The organism is Acinetobacter sp. ANC_7512, from assembly GCF_056779935.1.
The window spans coordinates 76,868-97,522 of the sequence record NZ_JBWYIX010000004.1; the positions used below are offsets into that span (position 1 = coordinate 76,868).

The 20,655-nt window shown below is 38.2% G+C and carries 19 protein-coding genes and 1 pseudogene; 12 read left to right on the top strand and 8 right to left on the bottom strand.

All coding sequences use genetic code 11. The annotated features are described in order from the left end of the window. Nucleotides 1–94 precede the first annotated feature (94 nt). Nucleotides 95–385 (bottom strand): hypothetical protein, encoded by a 291-nt coding sequence (locus tag AC1M9H_RS05385; protein WP_481612925.1) that lies wholly within the window; start codon nt 383–385, stop codon nt 95–97. A 131-nt stretch (nt 386–516) separates the two neighbouring features. On the opposite strand from AC1M9H_RS05385, the gene AC1M9H_RS05390 reads away from it, so the two are divergent. Next, the gene (locus tag AC1M9H_RS05390; RefSeq protein ID WP_481593898.1) at nt 517–1,509 is read left to right on the top strand and encodes an NAD(P)H-quinone oxidoreductase; all 993 of its coding nucleotides are present in this window, start codon (nt 517–519) and stop codon (nt 1,507–1,509) included. Nucleotides 1,510–1,591: 82 nt separating this feature from the next. On the opposite strand, the gene AC1M9H_RS05395 is transcribed toward AC1M9H_RS05390, so the two are convergent. After that, the gene (locus AC1M9H_RS05395; protein ID WP_035266694.1) at nt 1,592–2,269 is read right to left on the bottom strand and encodes a YetF domain-containing protein; all 678 of its coding nucleotides are present in this window, start codon (nt 2,267–2,269) and stop codon (nt 1,592–1,594) included. Between the two features lie 309 nt (nt 2,270–2,578). Between AC1M9H_RS05395 and AC1M9H_RS05400 the strand changes: the two genes are divergently transcribed. The 6 genes and pseudogenes from AC1M9H_RS05400 to AC1M9H_RS05425 all read left to right on the top strand — a co-directional run. Continuing rightward, the gene (locus AC1M9H_RS05400; protein ID WP_481612926.1) at nt 2,579–4,240 is read left to right on the top strand and encodes a sensor domain-containing diguanylate cyclase; all 1,662 of its coding nucleotides are present in this window, start codon (nt 2,579–2,581) and stop codon (nt 4,238–4,240) included. Between the two features lie 57 nt (nt 4,241–4,297). After that, the gene (locus AC1M9H_RS05405; RefSeq protein WP_481609819.1) at nt 4,298–5,335 is read left to right on the top strand and encodes a molecular chaperone DnaJ; all 1,038 of its coding nucleotides are present in this window, start codon (nt 4,298–4,300) and stop codon (nt 5,333–5,335) included. A 188-nt stretch (nt 5,336–5,523) separates the two neighbouring features. Then, the gene (locus AC1M9H_RS05410) at nt 5,524–7,245 is read left to right on the top strand and encodes a thiamine pyrophosphate-dependent enzyme (protein WP_481595827.1); all 1,722 of its coding nucleotides are present in this window, start codon (nt 5,524–5,526) and stop codon (nt 7,243–7,245) included. A gap of 358 nt (nt 7,246–7,603) precedes the next feature. After that, nucleotides 7,604–8,323 carry a carbonic anhydrase gene (locus AC1M9H_RS05415; RefSeq protein ID WP_481611757.1) on the top strand — a complete coding sequence of 240 codons (720 nt, stop codon included), beginning with the start codon at nt 7,604–7,606 and terminating at the stop codon, nt 8,321–8,323. A 314-nt stretch (nt 8,324–8,637) separates the two neighbouring features. Then, complete coding sequence (locus AC1M9H_RS05420; protein WP_481612927.1) at nt 8,638–9,582, top strand: hypothetical protein; 945 nt, start codon at nt 8,638–8,640, stop codon at nt 9,580–9,582. Between the two features lie 70 nt (nt 9,583–9,652). Next, nucleotides 9,653–9,781, top strand: a pseudogene (locus AC1M9H_RS05425) (DUF559 domain-containing protein); the annotation flags it as partial. Between the two features lie 315 nt (nt 9,782–10,096). Here AC1M9H_RS05425 and AC1M9H_RS05430 read toward each other — a convergent pair. From AC1M9H_RS05430 to AC1M9H_RS05450, 5 genes are all read right to left on the bottom strand, one after another. Continuing rightward, nucleotides 10,097–10,516, bottom strand: a complete 420-nt coding sequence (locus tag AC1M9H_RS05430) for a nuclear transport factor 2 family protein (RefSeq protein WP_481612928.1) — start codon at nt 10,514–10,516, stop codon at nt 10,097–10,099. Then, the gene (locus tag AC1M9H_RS05435; RefSeq protein WP_481612929.1) at nt 10,506–11,210 is read right to left on the bottom strand and encodes an alpha/beta fold hydrolase; all 705 of its coding nucleotides are present in this window, start codon (nt 11,208–11,210) and stop codon (nt 10,506–10,508) included. The genes AC1M9H_RS05430 and AC1M9H_RS05435 overlap by 11 nt, the downstream gene beginning before the upstream one ends. Before the next feature lie 10 nt (nt 11,211–11,220). Continuing rightward, complete coding sequence (locus AC1M9H_RS05440; RefSeq protein ID WP_163171837.1) at nt 11,221–11,580, bottom strand: protocatechuate 3,4-dioxygenase; 360 nt, start codon at nt 11,578–11,580, stop codon at nt 11,221–11,223. Between the two features lie 14 nt (nt 11,581–11,594). Next, nucleotides 11,595–12,431, bottom strand: coding sequence for a gallate dioxygenase (locus AC1M9H_RS05445; protein WP_163171835.1), 837 nt, complete (start codon nt 12,429–12,431; stop codon nt 11,595–11,597). A gap of 178 nt (nt 12,432–12,609) precedes the next feature. Continuing rightward, the gene (locus AC1M9H_RS05450) at nt 12,610–13,815 is read right to left on the bottom strand and encodes a LysR family transcriptional regulator (RefSeq protein WP_163172745.1); all 1,206 of its coding nucleotides are present in this window, start codon (nt 13,813–13,815) and stop codon (nt 12,610–12,612) included. 158 nt (nt 13,816–13,973) lie between these two features. On the opposite strand from AC1M9H_RS05450, the gene AC1M9H_RS05455 reads away from it, so the two are divergent. From AC1M9H_RS05455 to AC1M9H_RS05475, 5 genes are all read left to right on the top strand, one after another. Then, entirely contained in the window at nt 13,974–14,705 is a 732-nt protein-coding gene (locus tag AC1M9H_RS05455) for a PIG-L deacetylase family protein (protein WP_163171833.1), read from the top strand. Beyond that, nucleotides 14,702–15,415: a 4-carboxy-4-hydroxy-2-oxoadipate aldolase/oxaloacetate decarboxylase gene (locus AC1M9H_RS05460; protein WP_163171831.1), complete on the top strand. Its 714-nt coding sequence runs from the start codon at nt 14,702–14,704 to the stop codon at nt 15,413–15,415. The genes AC1M9H_RS05455 and AC1M9H_RS05460 overlap by 4 nt, the downstream gene beginning before the upstream one ends. Before the next feature lie 2 nt (nt 15,416–15,417). Continuing rightward, entirely contained in the window at nt 15,418–16,500 is a 1,083-nt protein-coding gene (locus AC1M9H_RS05465) for a 4-oxalomesaconate tautomerase (protein ID WP_481612930.1), read from the top strand. Between the two features lie 132 nt (nt 16,501–16,632). Beyond that, nucleotides 16,633–17,946, top strand: a complete 1,314-nt coding sequence (locus AC1M9H_RS05470) for an MFS transporter (protein ID WP_163171827.1) — start codon at nt 16,633–16,635, stop codon at nt 17,944–17,946. 185 nt (nt 17,947–18,131) lie between these two features. After that, a complete protein-coding gene (locus AC1M9H_RS05475; protein ID WP_481612931.1) occupies nt 18,132–19,397 on the top strand; it encodes an OprD family outer membrane porin in 1,266 nt (421 codons plus the stop codon). A gap of 566 nt (nt 19,398–19,963) precedes the next feature. Here AC1M9H_RS05475 and AC1M9H_RS05480 read toward each other — a convergent pair. Further along, on the bottom strand, nt 19,964–20,596 hold the full coding sequence (locus AC1M9H_RS05480; protein WP_481612932.1) for a hypothetical protein: 633 nt from the start codon (nt 20,594–20,596) through the stop codon (nt 19,964–19,966). Between the last annotated feature and the right edge of the window lie 59 nt (nt 20,597–20,655).

A 20,655-nucleotide genomic window follows, 5' to 3' on the forward strand; every position in this document is an offset into this window, starting at 1 on the left:
AGGCATTAAGGTTACAATTCCGTTGTAAATCAGAAGAATACGAAGCATTGTTTGTATTATTGAGTTATTTTAATATTCGTGTCTGAGGCAAAGCTCAAAATAAAAGATTTAAAACTTGCCATCCACCAACAATGACACGAATGATCCCCAAAGCGACGAACAATATCATTTCAAAAAAACAAAAAACTAATAAAGTCCAACCTGCCGCTCCATCCACTTTGCTCGCATCATACTCAATATAAAGTAATAACAATACCAGCCCAATTTGGAAATAGGTCATCGCAATCACTGCTGAATCCCATGGAAAACTTAACAAAAAAGTCCAACAGATGATGACCAAGGCAGCAAAACTGCATGGCAAAATAAATTGCAGCAAGTAACGCATATTATTTTCCCCAAAAAATAATGATTCGTTTTCATCCTTATACATAAGTAATACAGGACTTTATCAATGCGATCAACTATGATGAAATTGATTGAAATGAATGAAAAGTATTGTAAATAAAGGATTTGATTATGGCACAAAGCATGCAACACGTGATCATTACTGAACCAGGCGGCGTTGAGAAGTTGGCTTATGAAACGGTTGATATTCCGCAACCTAAAGACAATGAAGTCTTGGTGAAAGTGCATGCTTTCGGCATTAACCGTCCTGATATTTTACAGCGCCAAGGTTTATATCCAATGCCTAAAGGGGTCACACCTGTACCTGGGTTAGAGGTATCAGGGGAAGTCGTTGCAGTAGGGGCTGAGGTAAACGCCTATCAGGTGGGGGATCAAGTGTGTGGACTCACCAATGGTGGTGGTTATGCGGAATACTGTGTGGTGCCTGAATCTCAGCTGATTAATATTCCTGCAGGGGTGAGTCATATTCAAGCTGCTGCAATTCCAGAAACATTTTTTACCGTTTGGGCGAATATTTTTCAAATGGGCAAAGCTAAAGCGGGGGAAACGGCTTTAATCCATGGCGGAACCAGTGGGATTGGAACAACAGCATTAATGTTGTGTAAAGCATTTGGCTTAAAAACTTTTGCGACTGTTGGCTCAGATGAGAAAGTAAAAGCAATTCAAGATTTGACGCATGCAATTAATTATAAAACGGAGGACTTTGAACAGGTCATTCAGCAAGCGACGGAAGAAAATGGCGTAGATATTGTCTTAGATATGGTTGGAGCGCCTTATTTAGCCCAAAACTTGAATGTATTACGTCGTGATGGGCGTTTGGTTTATATCGCATTTCTTGGAGGAGCTAAAGCTGACGGCGTAAAATTAGGTCAAATCATGATGAAGCGTTTAACCATTACTGGCTCAACCATGCGTGCACGTACCACAGCAGAAAAAGCCAAAATCGCTCAAGATTTAAAGACACATGTTGCGCCGTTATGGGCAAAAGGTGAATGTCTACCGATGATTTATAAAACTTTTAATTTTGATGAGATTCAAGCGGCTCATTTGGCAATGGATGCAGGTGATCACATTGGTAAAATTGTGGTGAAAGTCTTGGATTAATCTCAACCACCTATGTTCGATTGAGTCAGCGCTGAGGATGAATAATCTGCTTCGTCCCAACAGACTTTAGATTATTCATCTGCTAACCAATTCTTAGACTGTTCATTGCTTGCGTCCAATCTTGGCAAGAACAGCGCGGACAATCTTGAAGTGGTTGTTGAAGTTCAGTACAGAATCCACAATGTGTACACGCATATATTACGCTAGGTTTTACCTTGTATATTGATTGAGCTTGATCTGGAAAAATTGGTAAGCCATATTTAACTTGCTCATCGGGATAAAACAAAATACTGAAATTCCCATCGGACTCTAATAGACCGACTCGAATTTGACCTAAATGCTCAACGGATTGACGACGCATTTCCGAAAAGAACTCATCATGCGACATATTACCTCGCTTGAATGCTTCAAGGACGAGCATGCCATCTTTTACGATGTAACAGGATTTACCTTCGACTAAGTCTTCGAAAGGCTGATATTTCATCATTAACCACGTTGTGGTGCGGTAAAGCAAGATGATCACACTCATGACGACTACGGCTTGAATTAAGGGTAAATCCTCCGTAAACATTGGATCTCCAGCAATTGATCCAAGACAAAGAATAATGGCAACTTCAAAGATGGAGAGTTGTCTAACCCCTCGCTTGCCAGTCAAACGAAGAAAAAGAATGATGAGTAAATACATCACCACACATCGGATTAAAATTTCGAAAACAAATACCCATGTGGTGTCGTAAAAAAAGATAGAAGCAAAATCCATTTGTTCCTCAATTTTCTAGGTGATTCTACTTAAGCTATCAAGCGCCAAAAAAAAGAAATACAGAATTATTGTCGAATTATTATGACTTTATGTAGATGTGGTGCGTGACTTGAATATTAAATCATGTTGTTTAAAAGATAGGGAGTGGAATTACAGTTGTTAATGTTAATCAGGATTTTGAATATATGAGATAAGGTTGGCATTTTTTATTCATTACAATGATCCGAAATGTTTGTTATGTATTTGTAATATTCTGTTATATTCTTATGGTTGCATGTTTCGGTGTTTAACCAAGAGTTAAGGTGTATTTTGGATTCATTCCGTAATCGCGTTCTGTTCATATTTGCTGGATTAACCATTATCCTTGGGATATGCGTATCGCTGTATATTGGAAATATCGCATCTCAGCACTTGGCTAAAGCCAGTGGACAGACCCTACATGTCGCAGCAAAAAATATCAGTAATGCCTTGGCAGCTTCTCTTACCGAACGCGAGCGCGAAATGGTGCTGCTCAGCCAATCTCCATTCTTTTCAGAAGCAAGTCTAAATGATCCACGTGTTCGTACACGCTTGGAACAAGTCAAAAATGCGTATGTCTATTATGCTTGGATGGGGGTAACAGATTTAAACGGTGATGTTCAAATTGCTGCGGATGGTATTCTTGAAGGTGAAAACGTTTCTTCACGGCCATGGTTTAAGGCAGGTTTACAGGGTACATACTTAGGTGATGTGCATGAAGCTGTGTTATTGGCAAAAAAAATTCAAGCTTTAAATCCTCATGAGCCGATGCGTTTTATTGATTTCGCAACACCAATCTATGATCCAAATACTCAAAAATTAAAAGGAGTGTTAGCTGCACATGCAGATTGGGAGTGGGCACGTCATATTCTCAATAAAGCATTATCTCAAACAGCATCTCAGCGTGGCATAGAAGTCTTTATCTTAAACAAACAGGGTGAACTGCTGTATCCATTTAAAAGTATTGGACGAGTCAAGCCACCTCAACTTAAAGTCAACGATGCACTTTATTATATTGATGATTGGAATGAAGGGCAGGATTTCTTAACCGCAAATATTGCGGTGGAGTCCGAGACTAAAAGTGATATTGGTTGGCATGTGGTAATTCGTCAACCTTTGGCGATTGCTTTGGCAGATATGCGTGATTTGCAGTTCAAAATCTTCCTGATTGGTTTATTCGTCTCGCTGTTTATCTTTTATGTGATTTATCAACTTGCCAATAAATTGAGCAGACCCTTTGAGGCTTTAGCTAAATCGGCTTATGCGGTCGAACAGGGAGACGTGCATACGGCATTTCATAGTCAAAGCAGCATCCGTGAAATCCAAGGATTATCACATTCTCTACAAAGCATGACGCAAACCTTATTGGAACAGAAACAACAATTGCTTGAGGCAAACCAATCTCTAGAGCGTAAGGTTCAAGAGCGCACTCGAGCACTTGAATTGGCTAATCTTGAGTTGATTCGATTGTCACGACATGACGCATTAACAGGTTTACACAATCGCCGTGCTTTAAACGAACAACTTGAATACTTATTTGGTCAACATAACAGAAATCAAATTGGCTATGCAGCACTTATATTGGATGTCGATTATTTTAAGCAAGTCAACGATCAATATGGTCATGATCAAGGGGATCAAGTGTTACAACAAGTAGCAAAAATCCTTGATCAAGCAACGCGTGAAACCGATTTTGTGGCACGTTATGGTGGTGAAGAATTTGTAATTTTATTGCCTGCAACACATCTGATGGGTGCGCAAGTTTTGGCAGAGAAAATTCGTACATTGGTGGAACAAGCTGTTATTTTGGCAGAGAAAACTTTGACCGTCAGTATTGGTGTCAGTGTGACTGATCTCAACGATGCTGATGCTTATGCCATTCTTAAACGAGCAGATCGACATCTTTATCAAGCAAAAGCCAATGGTCGAAATCAAACTGTGATCGATGCTTAAATAAAGCATCCACATTTTGTTAAACTCAGTATTCTCTCATTGGACTAAACACCTGACGTGACTTCATTCGAAATTCAATCCAGTTCTTCTGCACAACTTGTTCAAGATCATAAGCTACGGGTTTTGATTAATCAGATTGAGCAGCAAAAATTACAATTATCCGCATGGCAACACGCCCAAGAAGAAATTCGTACCTACACGCAGAAGAAACTTATTCCTGTCTATCGTGATGTTTATCAAGTGCTGTTTCAGCAATTACAAAGTCTATGGAATAGCCTAAGTCAAATTGATTTAAATAAGTCGTCTCAAAAGGTTGTGGAAGAGAAGTGTTTTAACTTGACCCAAATGTTGAGCAAATCAAATATGCTCAATGAAACTCAACTTGAGACAGTTGAAAAATTACATATTTATTTCGAACAGGTGTTTGCTCAACCACGAAATAAGCAAGATAAAAAGAACAACTTCGAATCTAGTCAAGCACCAGATGCTCATGGTGAACAAAATGATTCAACGATTGATGACGATTCATTGTGGGACAAAGCGCAGTATCAACAAGCAAGGCAGCAAGCCAAACTTAAACGGCAGCAAGATAAACAAGCCGAAGCAGAAAAGTTAGTGAATCAATCCCTGAAAACAGTATATCTCAAAACAGCTTCTATCATTCATCCAGACCGTGAACCGGATGAATCCAAGAAGGCTGCAAAGACGGCATTATTACAACGTGTTAATGAAGCTTATGAACAAGAGGATTTATTCACGCTATTGAAGTTACAACTTGAAGTCGAGCAACTTCAAGTCGGTATACAGAAAGCTATTCAGCAAGATCAATTGAAGTACTATCAACAAGTATTGCAAGCACAGAGTTTAACTTTAGAAAAGCAAATCCAGATATTGATTAATAGCTTAGTGTGGTCAAACAAGGCAAAAATTGAAGTACAAAAAACTCAAGGTGCTTTAAATATTCAAAAGCTCTATCAACAGATTGACCAAGATGTTTCATCGTTAAAACAACAACTCAAATTGGAAAAGCAGCGTTTAATGGAAATGTCAAAAGCTTCCGGGTTAGCATTTTTGATTGAACATTCACTTCTTTGAATCCAAAACATACGAGCTATAAATAGCTGTTACTGACATCTACTCATTCCGTATTTCTGAATGATTGATTGTCCTATTATTAAAAAATTAATATTATAATTTATATAAAATGTGTATTTTGTCGCATTTATTTGATGTGTTGACCATAATATAACGATAATGTTCTAAAAACTAAAACTAGGAATAACATGAAAAGTAAAAAAGTCTCAGACATTATGATTGAAGTGTTGGAACAAGTCGGCGTAAAGCACTGTTACGGCATTGTTGGAGATACGCTTAATCACTTTACCGATTCTTTATCGCGTAGTTCTATTCAATGGATCAATGTTCGTCATGAAGAAGTAGGTGCATTTGCAGCAGGTGCAGATTCATTGATGAGTGGCAATTTAACAGTATGTGCTGGCTCATGTGGTCCTGGAAGCTTGCATTTTATTAATGGTCTGTACGAATCACACCGTAATGGTGCGCCTGTGGTTTTGATCGCAAGCCAACTTTCAACCGAACAAGCAGGCTATTTAGATTTTCCCCAATATGTCGACTTTAAAGAAATTTATAAAAGTTGTTCTGTATATTGCGAGGAGATCAAAGCAGCCAGTCAAGTCAGACATGTGATGACATTGGCCTGTCAGGCAGCACTGAATAAACGTGGCGTAGCGGTGGTCATTATGCCAACCAATATCAGCAGTCAATATATTCAGGAATCATTGGATTTCAGGGTACATCATCCGCAGCCTGAAACTACGCCTAATCCTGCTGAACTTCATCAGATTAAAAACTTCATCAATGCTCATCAAAAAGTCACGATTTATGCGGGTATTGGAGCTCAGCATGCTCACGATGAAGTAGTTGAACTTTCGAAAAAATTAAATGCACCCGTTGTGCATACCTCACGTGCGAAACATTTTATTGAATATGATAATCCTCATAATATGGGGATGAATGGTATGTATGGTAATAAAGCAGCCTTACATGCGATTAATCATAGTGAGGTATTGTTACTGCTTGGAACGGACTTTGCGTGGCCACAGTTTTATCCTAAACACGCGAAGATTATTCAAATCGATGTCGATGCTACTCATTTAGGTCGTCGCTATCCTATAGATTTTGGTGCTGTTGGACATATTGCACCAACGCTGCGTGCATTAATCCCTTTAGTTGAAAACAAGCAGAACCAACACTTTATTCAAGAGTGCTTAGATTTAAAGAAAGTTGCAGATGCAGCTCGTTTGAAAGAAGAGCGTATAGGTAAAGATGGTTTGATCCACCCGCAATATGTGGTGGCGCTTCTCAACAAATATGCAGATGATGATGCATTTTTCACTGGAGATGCAGGCTCATCGAAACTATGGATGCTTCGTCACATCGATACCAATGGTAAGCGTAAATTGCTATGTAGTTTACTGCACGGTACGATGGCAAACTCGATGCCTCAAGCACTCGGGATTAAAAAAGCCTTTCCTGAACGTCAGGTGATTGCGCTATGTGGTGATGGTGGTCTGAGTATGCTGTTGGGTGATCTCATGACCATCGTACAGGAAAAGTTGCCGATCAAAATTGTTGTCTTTAATAACCATTCGCTCAATTTTGTAGAGCTTGAACAAAAAGTTGATGGCTTACTGGATAATTTTACCAAATTAGCGAACCCTGATTTTGGCAAAGTCGCTGAAGCGATCGGGATTTATGGCATGACTCAAAAAGATGGTCATGGTTTGGAAGCAGCTATTCAGAAATTTTTAGCTCATGATGGTCCTGCACTAATCGATATTCATACCAACCCTGTAGAGTTGGTGATGCCACCAGAACCAAAATTTGAGCAAGTGAAGGCGACTTCATTGTATGCGATGAAGGCGGTTTTAGCTGGTCGAGGAGATGAGGTTAAAGATCTAATCGTGAATAATTTTATTAAATAAAATCGTTCGTCTCTTTAATCATTTTTTATGACAGTTTCTTCAAGTACTCACGCGATATTTATATCTGCTAGTCTTGAAGAAGCTTTTTTTATACCGTTAAGTAAAATTATAATAAAAAATACAGTAAATTTACAATAAAAATTATCTTAAAAAATAAGTATTAACCCTTCATAAAATCATTTTGATCAATATCGTCATTGTTCAAACTGCTCATAGTTTCTATAACTGTGTTCCATTTTTGATTCAGTCATGATCAAGATGTGGAGTTCATTTGATCTATGAGAATATCAAATAGATCAAAATAATAATGGTAAAAATCACATAAATTAATGAACGGTTCGCGTATTAAGGTTTAATGATGAGAAGTTTTTTTCAAGTATTTTCACTTTCTATTCTTTCTTCAAGTGTATGGGCAGGTGCAGATTGGGATTATCACCACCCTGAACAATGGAACACACTGAGTCCCAATTTTGCAGCCTGTTCTGGTCAGAATCAGTCACCAATTAACATTGAGCGTTCTGTAAAAGCGGATTTGAAACCATTGCAGTTTAGCTATCAAACTTTGATTCAACGTATTCATAACAATGGTCATACGGTTCAAGTCGACTTTAAAGAGGGCGGAGAGTTGATGCTGGATGGTGATCGTTTTCAACTCAAACAATTTCATTTGCATACCCCGAGTGAAAATAAAATTCATGGGAAGCAATATCCGTTAGAAATTCATTTTGTACATGCCAATGCCAAAGGAGAGCTGGCTGTTGTGGGTATGATGTATGCACAAGGTGCCGAGAATCCGCAGTTGGCAAGAATATGGAATTCATTACCGAAGCTAAAAGGGCAAACTGTTGTGTTAAAACAGCCCCAGTCTGTTAATCATTTATTGCCAAAGAATTTGAATTATTATCGTTTTAGTGGGTCGCTTACTACACCACCATGTTCTGAGGGTGTTCGCTGGCTAATTTTAAAAGAGATCCAAACAGCCTCAGTCAAGCAGATTGAGGACTTTGCTAAGTTGCTTGGTCATCCGAATAATCGTCCTATTCAGCCGTTGAATGGCCGTGTAGTTGTGGAGAATTGATAAAAAGGGAGTGGAGGAAATATTGATAGAGCATAGAGTTCTCTAATAATTTTCTCCTCTCCCTATGGGATGAGAAGCAATGCTTTGCAAGGAGATGGGGGGTAAAGCAATAGTTAAAATCTTAAAAGCAAAGGTTGATGTATATGACGGAAGAGAGTGGTATCGGGATGTTGTTGGAATGTGGGATATTTTAGTTTTTTTATTTTTAGTTTGAATAAGTACAGTAAGGTACGTTATTTTAAAGATGACAAGACTTATATCTAAATTAAATGTTCAGTCATTTTTTATACATACAAAAAAGAGAAAAAGAATAAATGAGTTTTTTCATCATCTTAGCTTTTATTGTGGTTGCAATATTATTCACAGCTTATAAATTATTTGGTTCAAATTTAACGCAGAGCGCCGTTGTCGAAGCTCAACAGGAGATTCAAGAGCCTAAGAGTCGGTCAGGTTTTGTTAAAGTGGATTTAACTGATGCTTCAACAGTAGTCATCTCATTGGCACAAGATAGTTTCATTCGTTTTAAAAACCAAAATCGTGTAAAGGGTGTTGAAACCGTACAAGAACCCAAAAATAATCGATATTGTTATTATGCTTGTAATTTTGGTGATGATCCTTATGAAAAGAATATTGAGCTGAATTTAGAACTGAATGGTAAGAGTTTCCAATTTGAAAAAGTCTATGATCTTTCCCTTAAACAAACCAATGAGATCATTGAAGGAATTGAGTTCGAGCAAAGGTGGTCGAAAGCGAATAGTTCATTAGAAGATGCTTTCCAAGATTACAAACGCTTTATGCAAAACTTACTTGATTTAGGTTGTCAAAACTATTTTGCTCTAGATGATATTCGTTATAAAAAAGAGGATTACAACAAAATTCTAGCTTCTGGTGATCATACTTCTCTCGCCCCTGATCTCATTCAATTTGATGAATTTAAATCTGTATTAGAATCCGAAGACTTTTTATCACTCGATAGTTACTTTTATGTGGAAGATTTTGAAATTTCTATTTTTTATAACCGTGATTACTCAGCCACATTTGAGATAAGGTACTTAGCTTCAATATACAGTGCTTTGAGTTTTTATGGTGCTGATGATTTATATCTAGATGAATTATCAATCAATGAAAAACAAATAAAACTAGAAAAATACAGAGAAGAATGTTTGTTGGCTCGTAAGGAAGAAGAAGAGGAGATCAAGCAAGCAGGATTTAAAGTTGATCAAGGTTATAAAGATCCTTTCATTCAGTTTAAGATATAGCTTAAATCAAGCAACAATAATTAAAATCACAATGAAAAGTGCTCTCTCCCTATGGTAGAAGGAAATAAAAATGAAATTAGATCCCCAATTATTAGAATTTGCCAAATCCATGCGCCACACCGCCACAGATGCAGAACATCTGATGTGGCAAATTTTACGTGCCAAGCGATTTACTAATTTGAAACTTGAATATCAGCACTGAGCGGACCATATAAAAAAATATGATGTTGAGCTGGAAAAAACTTAAAGCTTTATGCTTAAGACCTATGCTAAGTAAAACAATCTACTTTAAAGTAACTTTAAGCCGAGAATTGGCTACGGAATCGACAATCAGAAGAATTGAGTATGAATTACATCTTGAGTAGGCCTAGACTGTTTTTATTGTCAAGAAAAGGTATGAGTAAGTAAAAATTGACGTCATACCTGAAATAGATTATTACTGAAATACTATTCATATATTTCTACAATAAATGATTAGCTAATCGTTGTAGATTGATACCATTTTCTATAACTTTTATATTTTTTTCACAAAGTTTATGAACCCGTTACGTTCATGAAACAGCCATTGATCGTTTTGGTAAATAATTTTATCTTTGAATCCACCGACAACAAATATTTCTAATGATTCGGAATCATTACCACTAAATAGCAAAATTTGACTTTCAGCGAAGATGAGATCATCCGTTTGTTGATTTAAAAAAACATTGCCTACAATGTGTTGAGTTATTTTTTTTGGACGGCTATTGAAAGAATCTAAAATATCTGCATGGCCTATAATAATTTCATTAGGTTGGCTAGGCCGTGAGTATTTTGCATGAGGAGTAAATAATTTAATGAGCTCTTTATATCGTTTTTGGTCATTTAGATAAGCAAAATACTTAATTAGGTGCTCTATTTCACTTTGAATACTAAGGGTCGGTTTATTATTGGTCATTTGATAGAATCCATTTATCTAAACTTGTATTGATCTGGTCGGCCGCCTCAAGTGGTGACATGTGCCCACTATTTTCATAAATATGCAGGTCAGCATTTGGATTAATCTCAAGCATGGCCTCATGTTGAGCTAAAGTACTCCATTGATCTTGGCGGCCAACGCCTAAGTAAAGCGGGATACGAATACACTTAAATACATCAACTACTTCAGGGCGTGTCAAAAGAGCATTAATTTGTGCTTCAAAGCTCTCAATCGTTTGCCCTAAAACCATTTTCTGCATAGGCGAAAAAATATCAATCTGAGCGATATTAGGTAAATAGACCATTGGTTCCAACCAATGAGGGATTAAATACTGCATGCCGTGTCTGCGAACAGCATCTATAAGTTCAAAGCGTTTTTCGGTTTCACCTGTTTTCACAGCATGTATTCCAAAATCAATTAAAGCTATTTTGGAAACCAGTTGCGGAGCCAAGCGAAAAACTTCTAAGGCAACGCGAGCCCCCATTGAATGACCAACAATAATTGAGCGGTCATGCAAATTAGATATAACTTTTTTCGCCATATCTTGAATGCTTGAAAGATGGCTAAATTCAAATGTTTCAACACAATATTGAGGCGAGAAATATTCGATTTGTTTTTGCCAAACTGTATGATCACAGAGTAAGCCCGACAAAAAAACAATTTTAGTTTTCATTGGCTTGCCCTTATTTTAATGTAGGAACCTGACGCGTTTTTAGAAACTCTTCTAAAGATTCACCACGCATAATGGCATAGACTTCCATATTACTTTTCTTCGCCACTCGAGCAAATTTCTCTAACACGAAAAAGTTTACGCCATGTTGTACTAAGCCCAACCAATCCTCATTCAGGATCATCTGCTGTTCATCATGAGTTAGACCAGCTTCATCCATGAGTGCTTTGGGATTTAAATGATAACGTTCACGCCAATTTAGCTTGGTCATATACCAAAAAAACGTATTAATTTTAAGGTTTCGATTACTCACGATGAGATCAAATACATAGGTGCCAGGCACAGTTTCAATTCCATTGAGCTGTTGATTCATTTAACATTCCTTATCTAAATAACTTCGTAAAGTACCGCAGTCATGGCTGTAGTTGTTGCTAGATAATAGTTGAGATGTTTTTTCTCAATATGATCTCCAAGTGCACCACGCATGGCCAACCACATGATTTGTTCCACACTTTCAGCACCGCCACGCTCGATATAATCTTTATGCGTTAACTTGGTGAGCGCTACAGGATCATGTTCGAGTAATTCTAGAAATTCATGATCCCACTCTGTATTGTTGAAGCCCGTACGTTCACCATGAATTTGATGAGAAAGTCCGCCTGTACCAACAACAGCAACATTGATATCTTCAGGATAACTCTCAATTGCTTTTCTGATCGCTTGGCCTAACTTATAACAGCGTAATCCTGTAGGTAGTGGATATTGCAAGACATTGATTGCAATTGGAATGACAACGCCTGGCCAGTCTGGTGTTGGTGACCATAACAGTGGTAATGGTGCGGCACAGCCATGATCAAGGGCTTTATTTTGAAATATTGTTAAATCAAACTCATCATTGACTAAGCAATCGGCAATATGAGCCTGAAGTTTTACATCGCCACGAATGTCAGGCAGGTTTCGTGGTCCAGCCCCTTCATCTGCAATAGGGAAAGACTCGCCAACCCCTAAGGCAAATGTTGGGTAGAAGTCAAAAAAGAAGGTAGAGCAGTGATCATTGTAAAAAAATACCAATGCATCAATTTTTTTATCGATTAGCCATTGTGCGATCGGTTTATAGCCATCAAATAAAGGTTGCCACGCAGGGTCATTTTGTTTGCCTTTGTCGTAAGCAAGACCAATTGTGGGTACATGAGAACTGCCAATTCCACCAATAATTTTTGCCACTTTAATATCCCTATATGTCTTTCCATTAAACAAATTATTGGGTTTTATATATGAGATGGCTAATCATATTAGTTAAACAAGGTATGATTTTTACTTATATACTCCCCCAAAAAATTAACTTCTGATTTTAAAGATTTGCCGTCAAAATTGCTGCAAAGAAAGTATAATTATTACGCAATTAAGCATGCTTATATTTTGGGGTAAATGTTAAGATTTGATCCAAGAAAATTTGCGTTGCTGTACTTAAAATCGCATGTTTCCGATAGCTAATGCCGATTTTCCTATCGGTATCAGGGAGTTTAATTGGTAACTCCACAATAGATCCATGTTGTAATTCATGTTGCATCTGCGAGCGCGACACAATTGCGATGAGATGAGATGTTTGAAGGAGTCCTCTGATCAGAGCATGATCGCCTGTTTCGACGGTTGGTAATGGTGCCTCAAAACCTAGTTGTTCAAAGCTTCTTTGAATCATTTCACGTGAGGGCGTATGTGCACGTGGCAATATCCATGGAAATTCCAGTAATGCGTTCAGTTGAATATGGTTCAGTGAGTTCTGTAATAGCGGATGCTGCTTACCCAGCACAATAATCATATCTTCCGAAAAAAGAATATGTTGTTTGAAATCAGGAATACTTTGATCAGGGCGTATGGCACCAATAATAAAATCGATATCGCCAACGCGTAATTGGGCACTTAAGATTTCATAAGCACTTTCATTGGTGACGAAATGAATACCTGGATGTGCGATAGTCATGTGCCCCATGACTTGGGGTAAAATATCTGCACGAATCAAAGGCAATGCGCCAACATGTACAACCCCCTGCAATTGACCTTTAAATGAAGAAATCTCATCTCGTAAAGGTCTAAACTCATTGAGACATAATTGAACCTGCGTTTTGATTAATTGGCATAACGGAGTTTCCTTTATGCCTGTTGTACTTCGTTCAAATAATTCAACTTTTAAAGATTGTTCTAAAATTTTAATGGCTGCACTGACTGCGGGTTGCGTGATTTGTAAGAGCTGTGCTGTACTTCGCATGCTTTTAGTCAGGCATAGAGTCAAAAATATTTTTAGTCTTTGTTGGTTGTAAAGGAAAAAGGGTTCTGATGAGCCATGAACTTTCGTGTCTTTCAAACTCTCTTTCAGCAGGGCAGGAATCTGTTGTAAGTAACATATACCATTTTGCACACGCGCCAAAATGTAATGCCCAGTCGCACTGAGTAAGACGCCTTGAGGGTGACGCTCAAATAGTTGCACTTCTAATTGTTTTTCAAGTTCTTGTATCCCTCGTGTTATTGCAGATTGAGTCCGAAATAGATTCTCCGCAGCTTTAGAAATATTTTGATGTTTAGCGACCTCAATGAAGAATCGCATTTGCATGATATTTATTGAATTTATGTCTTTCAAAATCTAATTCTAACTATTGTGTGATCTTACCCTATAAATAAAACTCATGTGCTGAAAAGTCAATTGAATTGTTCACTGCCTACCTTCCCATGCCACGATGTAAACATATGGAAATGTTCAAAGGATTAATCATGACTACGCAGAAAACAGGTTTAGTAATTAGCGCACATTCGGCAGATTTTGTATGGCGTGCAGGCGGAGCAATTGCATTACATAAAGAACAGGGCGTTCAAATGCATATTGTGTGCCTTTCATATGGAGAGCGTGGTGAGTCGGCGAAATTGTGGCGTCAACCGAACATGACTGAAGATAAAGTAAAAAAAGTACGTGAACAAGAAGCAAGAGATGCCGCAGAAGTACTTGGAGCGAGTATTGAGTTCCTCGATTTAGGGGACTATCCATTAAAAGCTGATCATGACATTTTATTTAAGCTTGCTGAAATTTACCGTCGTCTCCAGCCGAGCTTTGTTTTAAGTCACTCTTTAAACGATCCATATAATTATGATCATCCACGTGCTGCACATCTTGCGCAAGAAGCACGCATTATAGCGCAGGCAGAAGGTCATAATCCTGGAGAAAAAGTGATCGCTGCACCACCATTTTATTGCTTTGAACCGCATCAACCTGAGCAATGTAATTGGAAGCCAGATGTTTTATTAGACATCACAAGCGTATGGGACACCAAGTACAAAGCTATTCAATGTATGCAAGGTCAAGAACATCTTTGGGAATACTACACACGTGTTGCATTACAACGTGGGGTTCAAGCTAAGCGCAATATTGGTATTACAGCTGCTAAAAATATTATCTATGGCGAGGCTTATCAAAGCATCTTCCCGCGTGTGACGGAGAGCCTTGAATGAAATCACTCGGATTAAAAGGTGTCGTTGTTCGTCATATTGATCGTGCGCCCCAAGCGGTGATTGATCAAATGGCACATTGTGGCGTCGCAACGGTACATGAGGCGATGGGGCGCATTGGTTTAATGGCACCCCGTATCAGACCTATACAGCAAGGGGTGTGTATTACGGGTTCTGCGGTAACGCTTTGGGTTGCACCTGGAGATAACTGGATGTTTCACGTTGCGGTTGAGCAATGCAAGCCGGGAGACATCATTGTGGTTGCACCGAGTTCACCTTGCCAAGACGGTTTTTTTGGAGATCTTTTGGCGACATCTATGAAAGCGCGTGGCGTCATTGGATTGGTCGGAGATATCGGAATTCGTGATAGTCAGGTTTTGCGTGAGATGGGATTTTACGTGTGGTCACGTTCAATTTTCTCGCAAGGCACGATCAAAGAAACCTTAGGCTCAGTCAATGTACCTATCATTTGTGCTGAACAATTGGTTTGTCCGGGGGATGTCATTGTTGCCGATGATGACGGTGTCGTTGTTGTTCCAAGAGAACAGGCTGAAGACATTTGTGAGAAAAGTTTAACGCGAATGGAGCTTGAAGAGGCGAAACGCCTGAGAATGGCTCAGGGCGAACTTGGCTTAGATATCTACGGGATGCGACCGCGTTTAGCAGAAAAAGGTTTGTGCTATGTCGATCGCCTAGAAGATCTGGATGTTTAAAAATGCAGACTCCAATTCGATGTATGTTGATGCGAGGGGGAACCTCTAAAGGGGCGTATTTCCTTTCGCAAGATTTACCTGACGAGCCAGCGTTACGTGATCAAGTTTTACTTGCCGTAATGGGCTCGCCTGACACGCGTCAAATTGATGGTATTGGCGGTGGCAATTCACTCACGAGTAAGGTTGCCATTGTCAAAAAATCTGAGCGCAGTCATACAGATCTCGATTATTTGTTCGCTCAAGTGAGTGTGGATCAAGCAAAAGTAGATTATGGTCAAAATTGTGGCAATATTCTGGCCGGCGTGGTGCCCTTTGCAATTGAACGAGGTTTGATTGTTCCACAAGATGGTCAAACTGTTGTCTCAGTATTTATGGAAAATACTCAACAATTTGCAAAGGTTACTGTAAATACACCAAACGCTGAACTTGATTATGCTGGCTCGACTTATATCGATGGTGTACCTCAGCCAGCCGCAGAAATCATTTTAGAGTTTGAAGACATCGCAGGTTCGACCTGTGGAAAACTATTACCTACAGATAAACGCATTGATTGTATCGATGGCATACAGGTGACATGTATAGACAATGGAATGCCGGTTGTTTTGATCAATGCAACAGATCTGGGCTGTACGGGCTATGAGAGTAAACAAGAATTAGATCGAAACGAAGATCTTAAGCAACAACTGGAAAGAATTCGTTTAAAAGCAGGAAAATTGATGAATCTGGGCAATGTGAGCCATAAAACCATTCCCAAGATGTGCTTGATTTCTCCTGCACAGACTGAAGGATGCATCAATACGCGATTTTTCATTCCGCATCAATGTCATAACAGTATTGGTGTATTTGCTGCAATCAGCGTCGCGAGCGCTTGTGCCATGAGCGGAAGTGTTACCGAAGGAATCGCGAAATTACCTCAGGAAACCAAAGAAAAACGCATGGCGATCTTACACCCATCGGGTCATTTTGATGTGCTACTGCGATTAGATCACACAGGAAAAATTAAAGGGAGTGGGTTTATCCGAACGGCAAGAGCTTTGTTTGATGGCTTCGTATTTATTGCTGAAAAAGTATGGAAAAAGAACTGAAATAAGTAAGCGTAAAGATTTTGTCTTTAAATCTTAATGGTTTACTTAGTTGTCAGAATGGAATGATGACTAGAATTTCTCAGCTAGGCTGAGGTTTACATAGATGTAAAAAAATAGTTCAAGGAATGGAAGATGGATTTAAAAACACAATTAGCACAGAAAAAAATGAACGCATATCAATGGTTCATTGTTGGTTTATGTATCTTACTCAATATTGTAGACGGCTATGACGTTATGGTCATGGCTTTTACTGCCGCAGCTGTTTCAGCAGATTGGCAATTATCAGGATCAATTCTAGGTTTATTGCTGAGTATTGGTTTTATTGGAATGGCTTTAGGTTCATTCTTAATTGCGCCCAAGGCAGATAAAATTGGTAGACGTAATCTGATCTTGATCTGTTTAGCAATTTGTAGCATGGGTATGCTACTCAGTGCACTGACGCAAAATCCGTATCAGTTGGCAGCATGCCGATTACTAACAGGTTTAGGTATTGGTGGTATTTTGACCAATGCTAGTGTGGTTGCAAATGAATTTTCATCACAACGATGGAAAAGCTTATCTGTAAGTTTGTTATCTATGGGTTATGCGCTTGGTGCAGTATTAGGTGGCATTGTTGCGTACCATCTTACAGCTTCACATGGCTGGCGCAGCGTATTCTTATTTGGCGGTTTACTTACCACTTCAGTGTTGGTGATCTGCTTATTCGTTTTGCCAGAGTCTTTAGAGTACTTAGTTGTAAAACAGCCTAAAAAAGCCTTAGAAAAAATTAATCAGTTAAGCAAAAAAATTGGCTTACCAGCTTTAACTCAATTGCCTGTCATTTCAACAACGCAACAGAAGACTTCGTTCAAAAAGTTATTCTCACCTGAGTTGGCAAGTCAAACAATCTGCATTTGGGTGGCATTCTTTACAGTCATGGCTGGCTTCTATTTCATTTTGAGTTGGACGCCAAAAATTTTAGCTATGGCTGGCATGAGTGTTGAACAAGGTGTGAATTTGGGAACCTTCCTAAATATTGGAGGAATTCTTGGTGCGATCTTAATGGGTACCATTAGTTCTAAGTTCCAAATTCATAAAATTCTTGCAATCTTCTTATCTGCGACTGCAGTCAGTATCTTGATCTTCATTTCATTTGCTCATGTATATAGTTATGCACTTTGGATTGGTGTGTTAATCGGCATGATGGCCAATGGTTGTATTGCGGGTCTATATGCACTTTCAACGGTTACATATTCAACTGAAATTCGTGCCACAGGCGTAGGACTTGCAATCAGTATGGGACGTATTGGCGCAATCATGGCACCTTTACTTGCAGGCTATTTCTTAGACTTAGGCATTTCACCATTAAATCTATACCTTGTTGCAGCAATGCTATTTGGTACTGGATTCATCATGTTACTCATCAGTTATCGTCAATATAAAAGAGCGAGATTGGTGACAGCTTAATTTTTGAATCAAATTCAAATGAATGAAGCGCTGTGCATTTCTAAAGCAGCAATCAATTCTTAAAAAAGAAGGTTTAGTTATCAATGGCTTGGGGTTCATCACCCAAGTCAATGAGGCAGATGACACTTCAAAATCACAAACATTATTTGAATATTCAACTAATTTATAAATCTAAGGAAAATAGCATGAAATTATCTGTTCTATTTTTAGGGGCGATTGCATCTGGTTTTTGCTATACCGCACATGCAAATTCTTTTATTGACGACTCATCTGTAAACTTAACTGCACGAAATTTTTATTTTGATCGTGATTATAAAGAAAATGACCCTGTAAATGCTGCACGTGATTGGGCACAAGGTTTTATTTTAAAAGCAAATTCAGGATACACGCCAGGTCTAGTGGGTGTAGGTCTAGATATTACAGCGCTTGCTGGTTTTAATTTGGCGGGTAGTCGAGCTGATGACTATGCAGGCTCTGGATTATTACCTGTAAGTTCATCTGGTAAAATTGATCAATACGGTGAAATTCGTTGGACAGCGAAAGCCAAAGTAGGCAATTCAACGGTTCATACTGGTACCTTAACCCCGATGTTCCCTGTGCTGTTTTCATCTCCTGCACGTTTATTTCAACAAAACTACCGTGGTACACATCTACAAATAAATGAAATCGAAAACTTAAAACTGCATGGCTTATATGTAGATCGCGTCAATCAGCGTGACTCAACTGACTTTGAAAAAATTCGTGTAGGTAATCCAAACGGTCGTTTCGATCAAGCCGCCGCATCTTCGGGTTTATATATGTTAGGTGGTGAATATAAGCTGCGTGAGAACATCAATACTCAGGTCTTCCATGCCAATCTTCACGATGTCTATCAGCAAAGCTTTGTTGGCACTAAAATGAAGCACGATATAGGCTTTGCTCATTTGGTGAGTGACCTACGTTTGTTTGTGAGTGAAGATTCTGGTCAATCCCTTGCAGGTAAAATCGACAATCAACATCTAGGCGGTTTATTTGGATTCCAGCGAGGTAACGGTATTCTAAGTCTTGGATATATGCAGTCTTTTGGTGATACTGCTATGCCTACATTAGCTGGAAGTGAGCCAGCAGTATTCTTAGACTCGATGAGTGCTGATTTCAGTAATAAAGATGAACGTGTTTATAGCGCACGTTTCGATTATGACTTCAAAGATACACCATTGAGTGGTCTTAAATTTATGACTCGTTACTCCAAGGGTATTGATATTGATCTTTCAAAACTAGTTGATGAGGATTACAAGCAAAGAGCTTTAGATACTGAATTGAGTTATCATTTTAATGAAGGAGCATTGAAAGGTTTGAATCTGCGTTTACGTCATACACGTTATCGCAGTGATCTACCATTAGTAGGTCAAGCATTTCGTCCTGGTGATGAAACACGTTTGAATGTTGATTACACATGGAAATTTAAATAAATCTATGTGGACTCGAATAATAAAGAATTTCTAATGGTGGGTTCTTGATAACGATTATACATTTCCTTAATTGAAGCGAGGAGAGATGAAGCCAGCAGATACGTCAAAATAATGAGCCTTTCTGTTCTGGAGCTCTCCATCTCCGGAACATATATTGGTAGATTAATGCGGATGTGTCTGCTGCGAAGAAACAGCTGAAAGCGGAAAAGCAGAGACTCATGTATATGGGGAAAGAGCGTGGGTTGGACATGTTGTTGGGGTATCAAGTTTAATAGTCTACCTCTCCCTAACTCTCTCCTAAAAGGAGAGGGAGCCCTAATGTGAAAATCCTGTAGATATTAAATCAAATGATGCTTCCTCTCCCTATGGGAGAGAGCTGGAGTGAGGGTTTCTATGATCGTAAACTCTCAATTTCCTTTAAAATCCATGTTTTAACTTGATCATTCTTAGATAAAGAAAATTCTAAAGCAGGAGAGTCACTTGAAACATCCACATTTCCTTCATAGGGGGAAATAATGAGTAGTTTTTGATCGAAAAGCATAAAGAAGTTCCAGTGAAATTTGGTGCTATAAATGATTTTTATCGTTCCTTTCTTGTTCACTTTTTTTATGGATGCCATCCAATTTTGTTTTACAGTTGTTAATTTTAGTTTTTATATCCATAGAAGACTTATTGAAACGGCTAGCTATAATTTTAAGATGTTCATTATTGTTTTCATCGGGAAGGATAAATTCTAATTCACCTCCTTTTTTTAAAAAAGCCTCTAATGTCTTTGAGTGACTAGATATCCAAGAATCAAAATAATGCGTGACGACCGTAACCTTTTTATGATGTTGAAATAAGAGTTTCCAATTTTTATTTTTGAAGAAATCTTGAGTTTTCCAATCATTATTAAAGTATGGTTTGACTTCATCTAATGTTCTTCGAGCGATATCATCAATTAATTTTTCATCACGTTGATTTTCAAAAAAATCTGTTAATGATTTTAATAGCAATAAAGATACAGACAAAATTATTAAAGTTGGGATTAATGCATTTGATACATCTTTTCCTAATGAGTAAAAAGTCTTAGACCATGAAAAAGGATCAGAACTCAGAAGATATGAGAAAAATAAATAAAGACAAATTAGAACTATTGCCGAAATAAAACTAATAATCCCTAAAAATTTTTGAACTGTTTTTATAAATTCTGAATTCATACGCCTCTTTGTTAGATTAAATTTTTAGAGAGGTTATTTTATAGGCTTTAATATGTAAT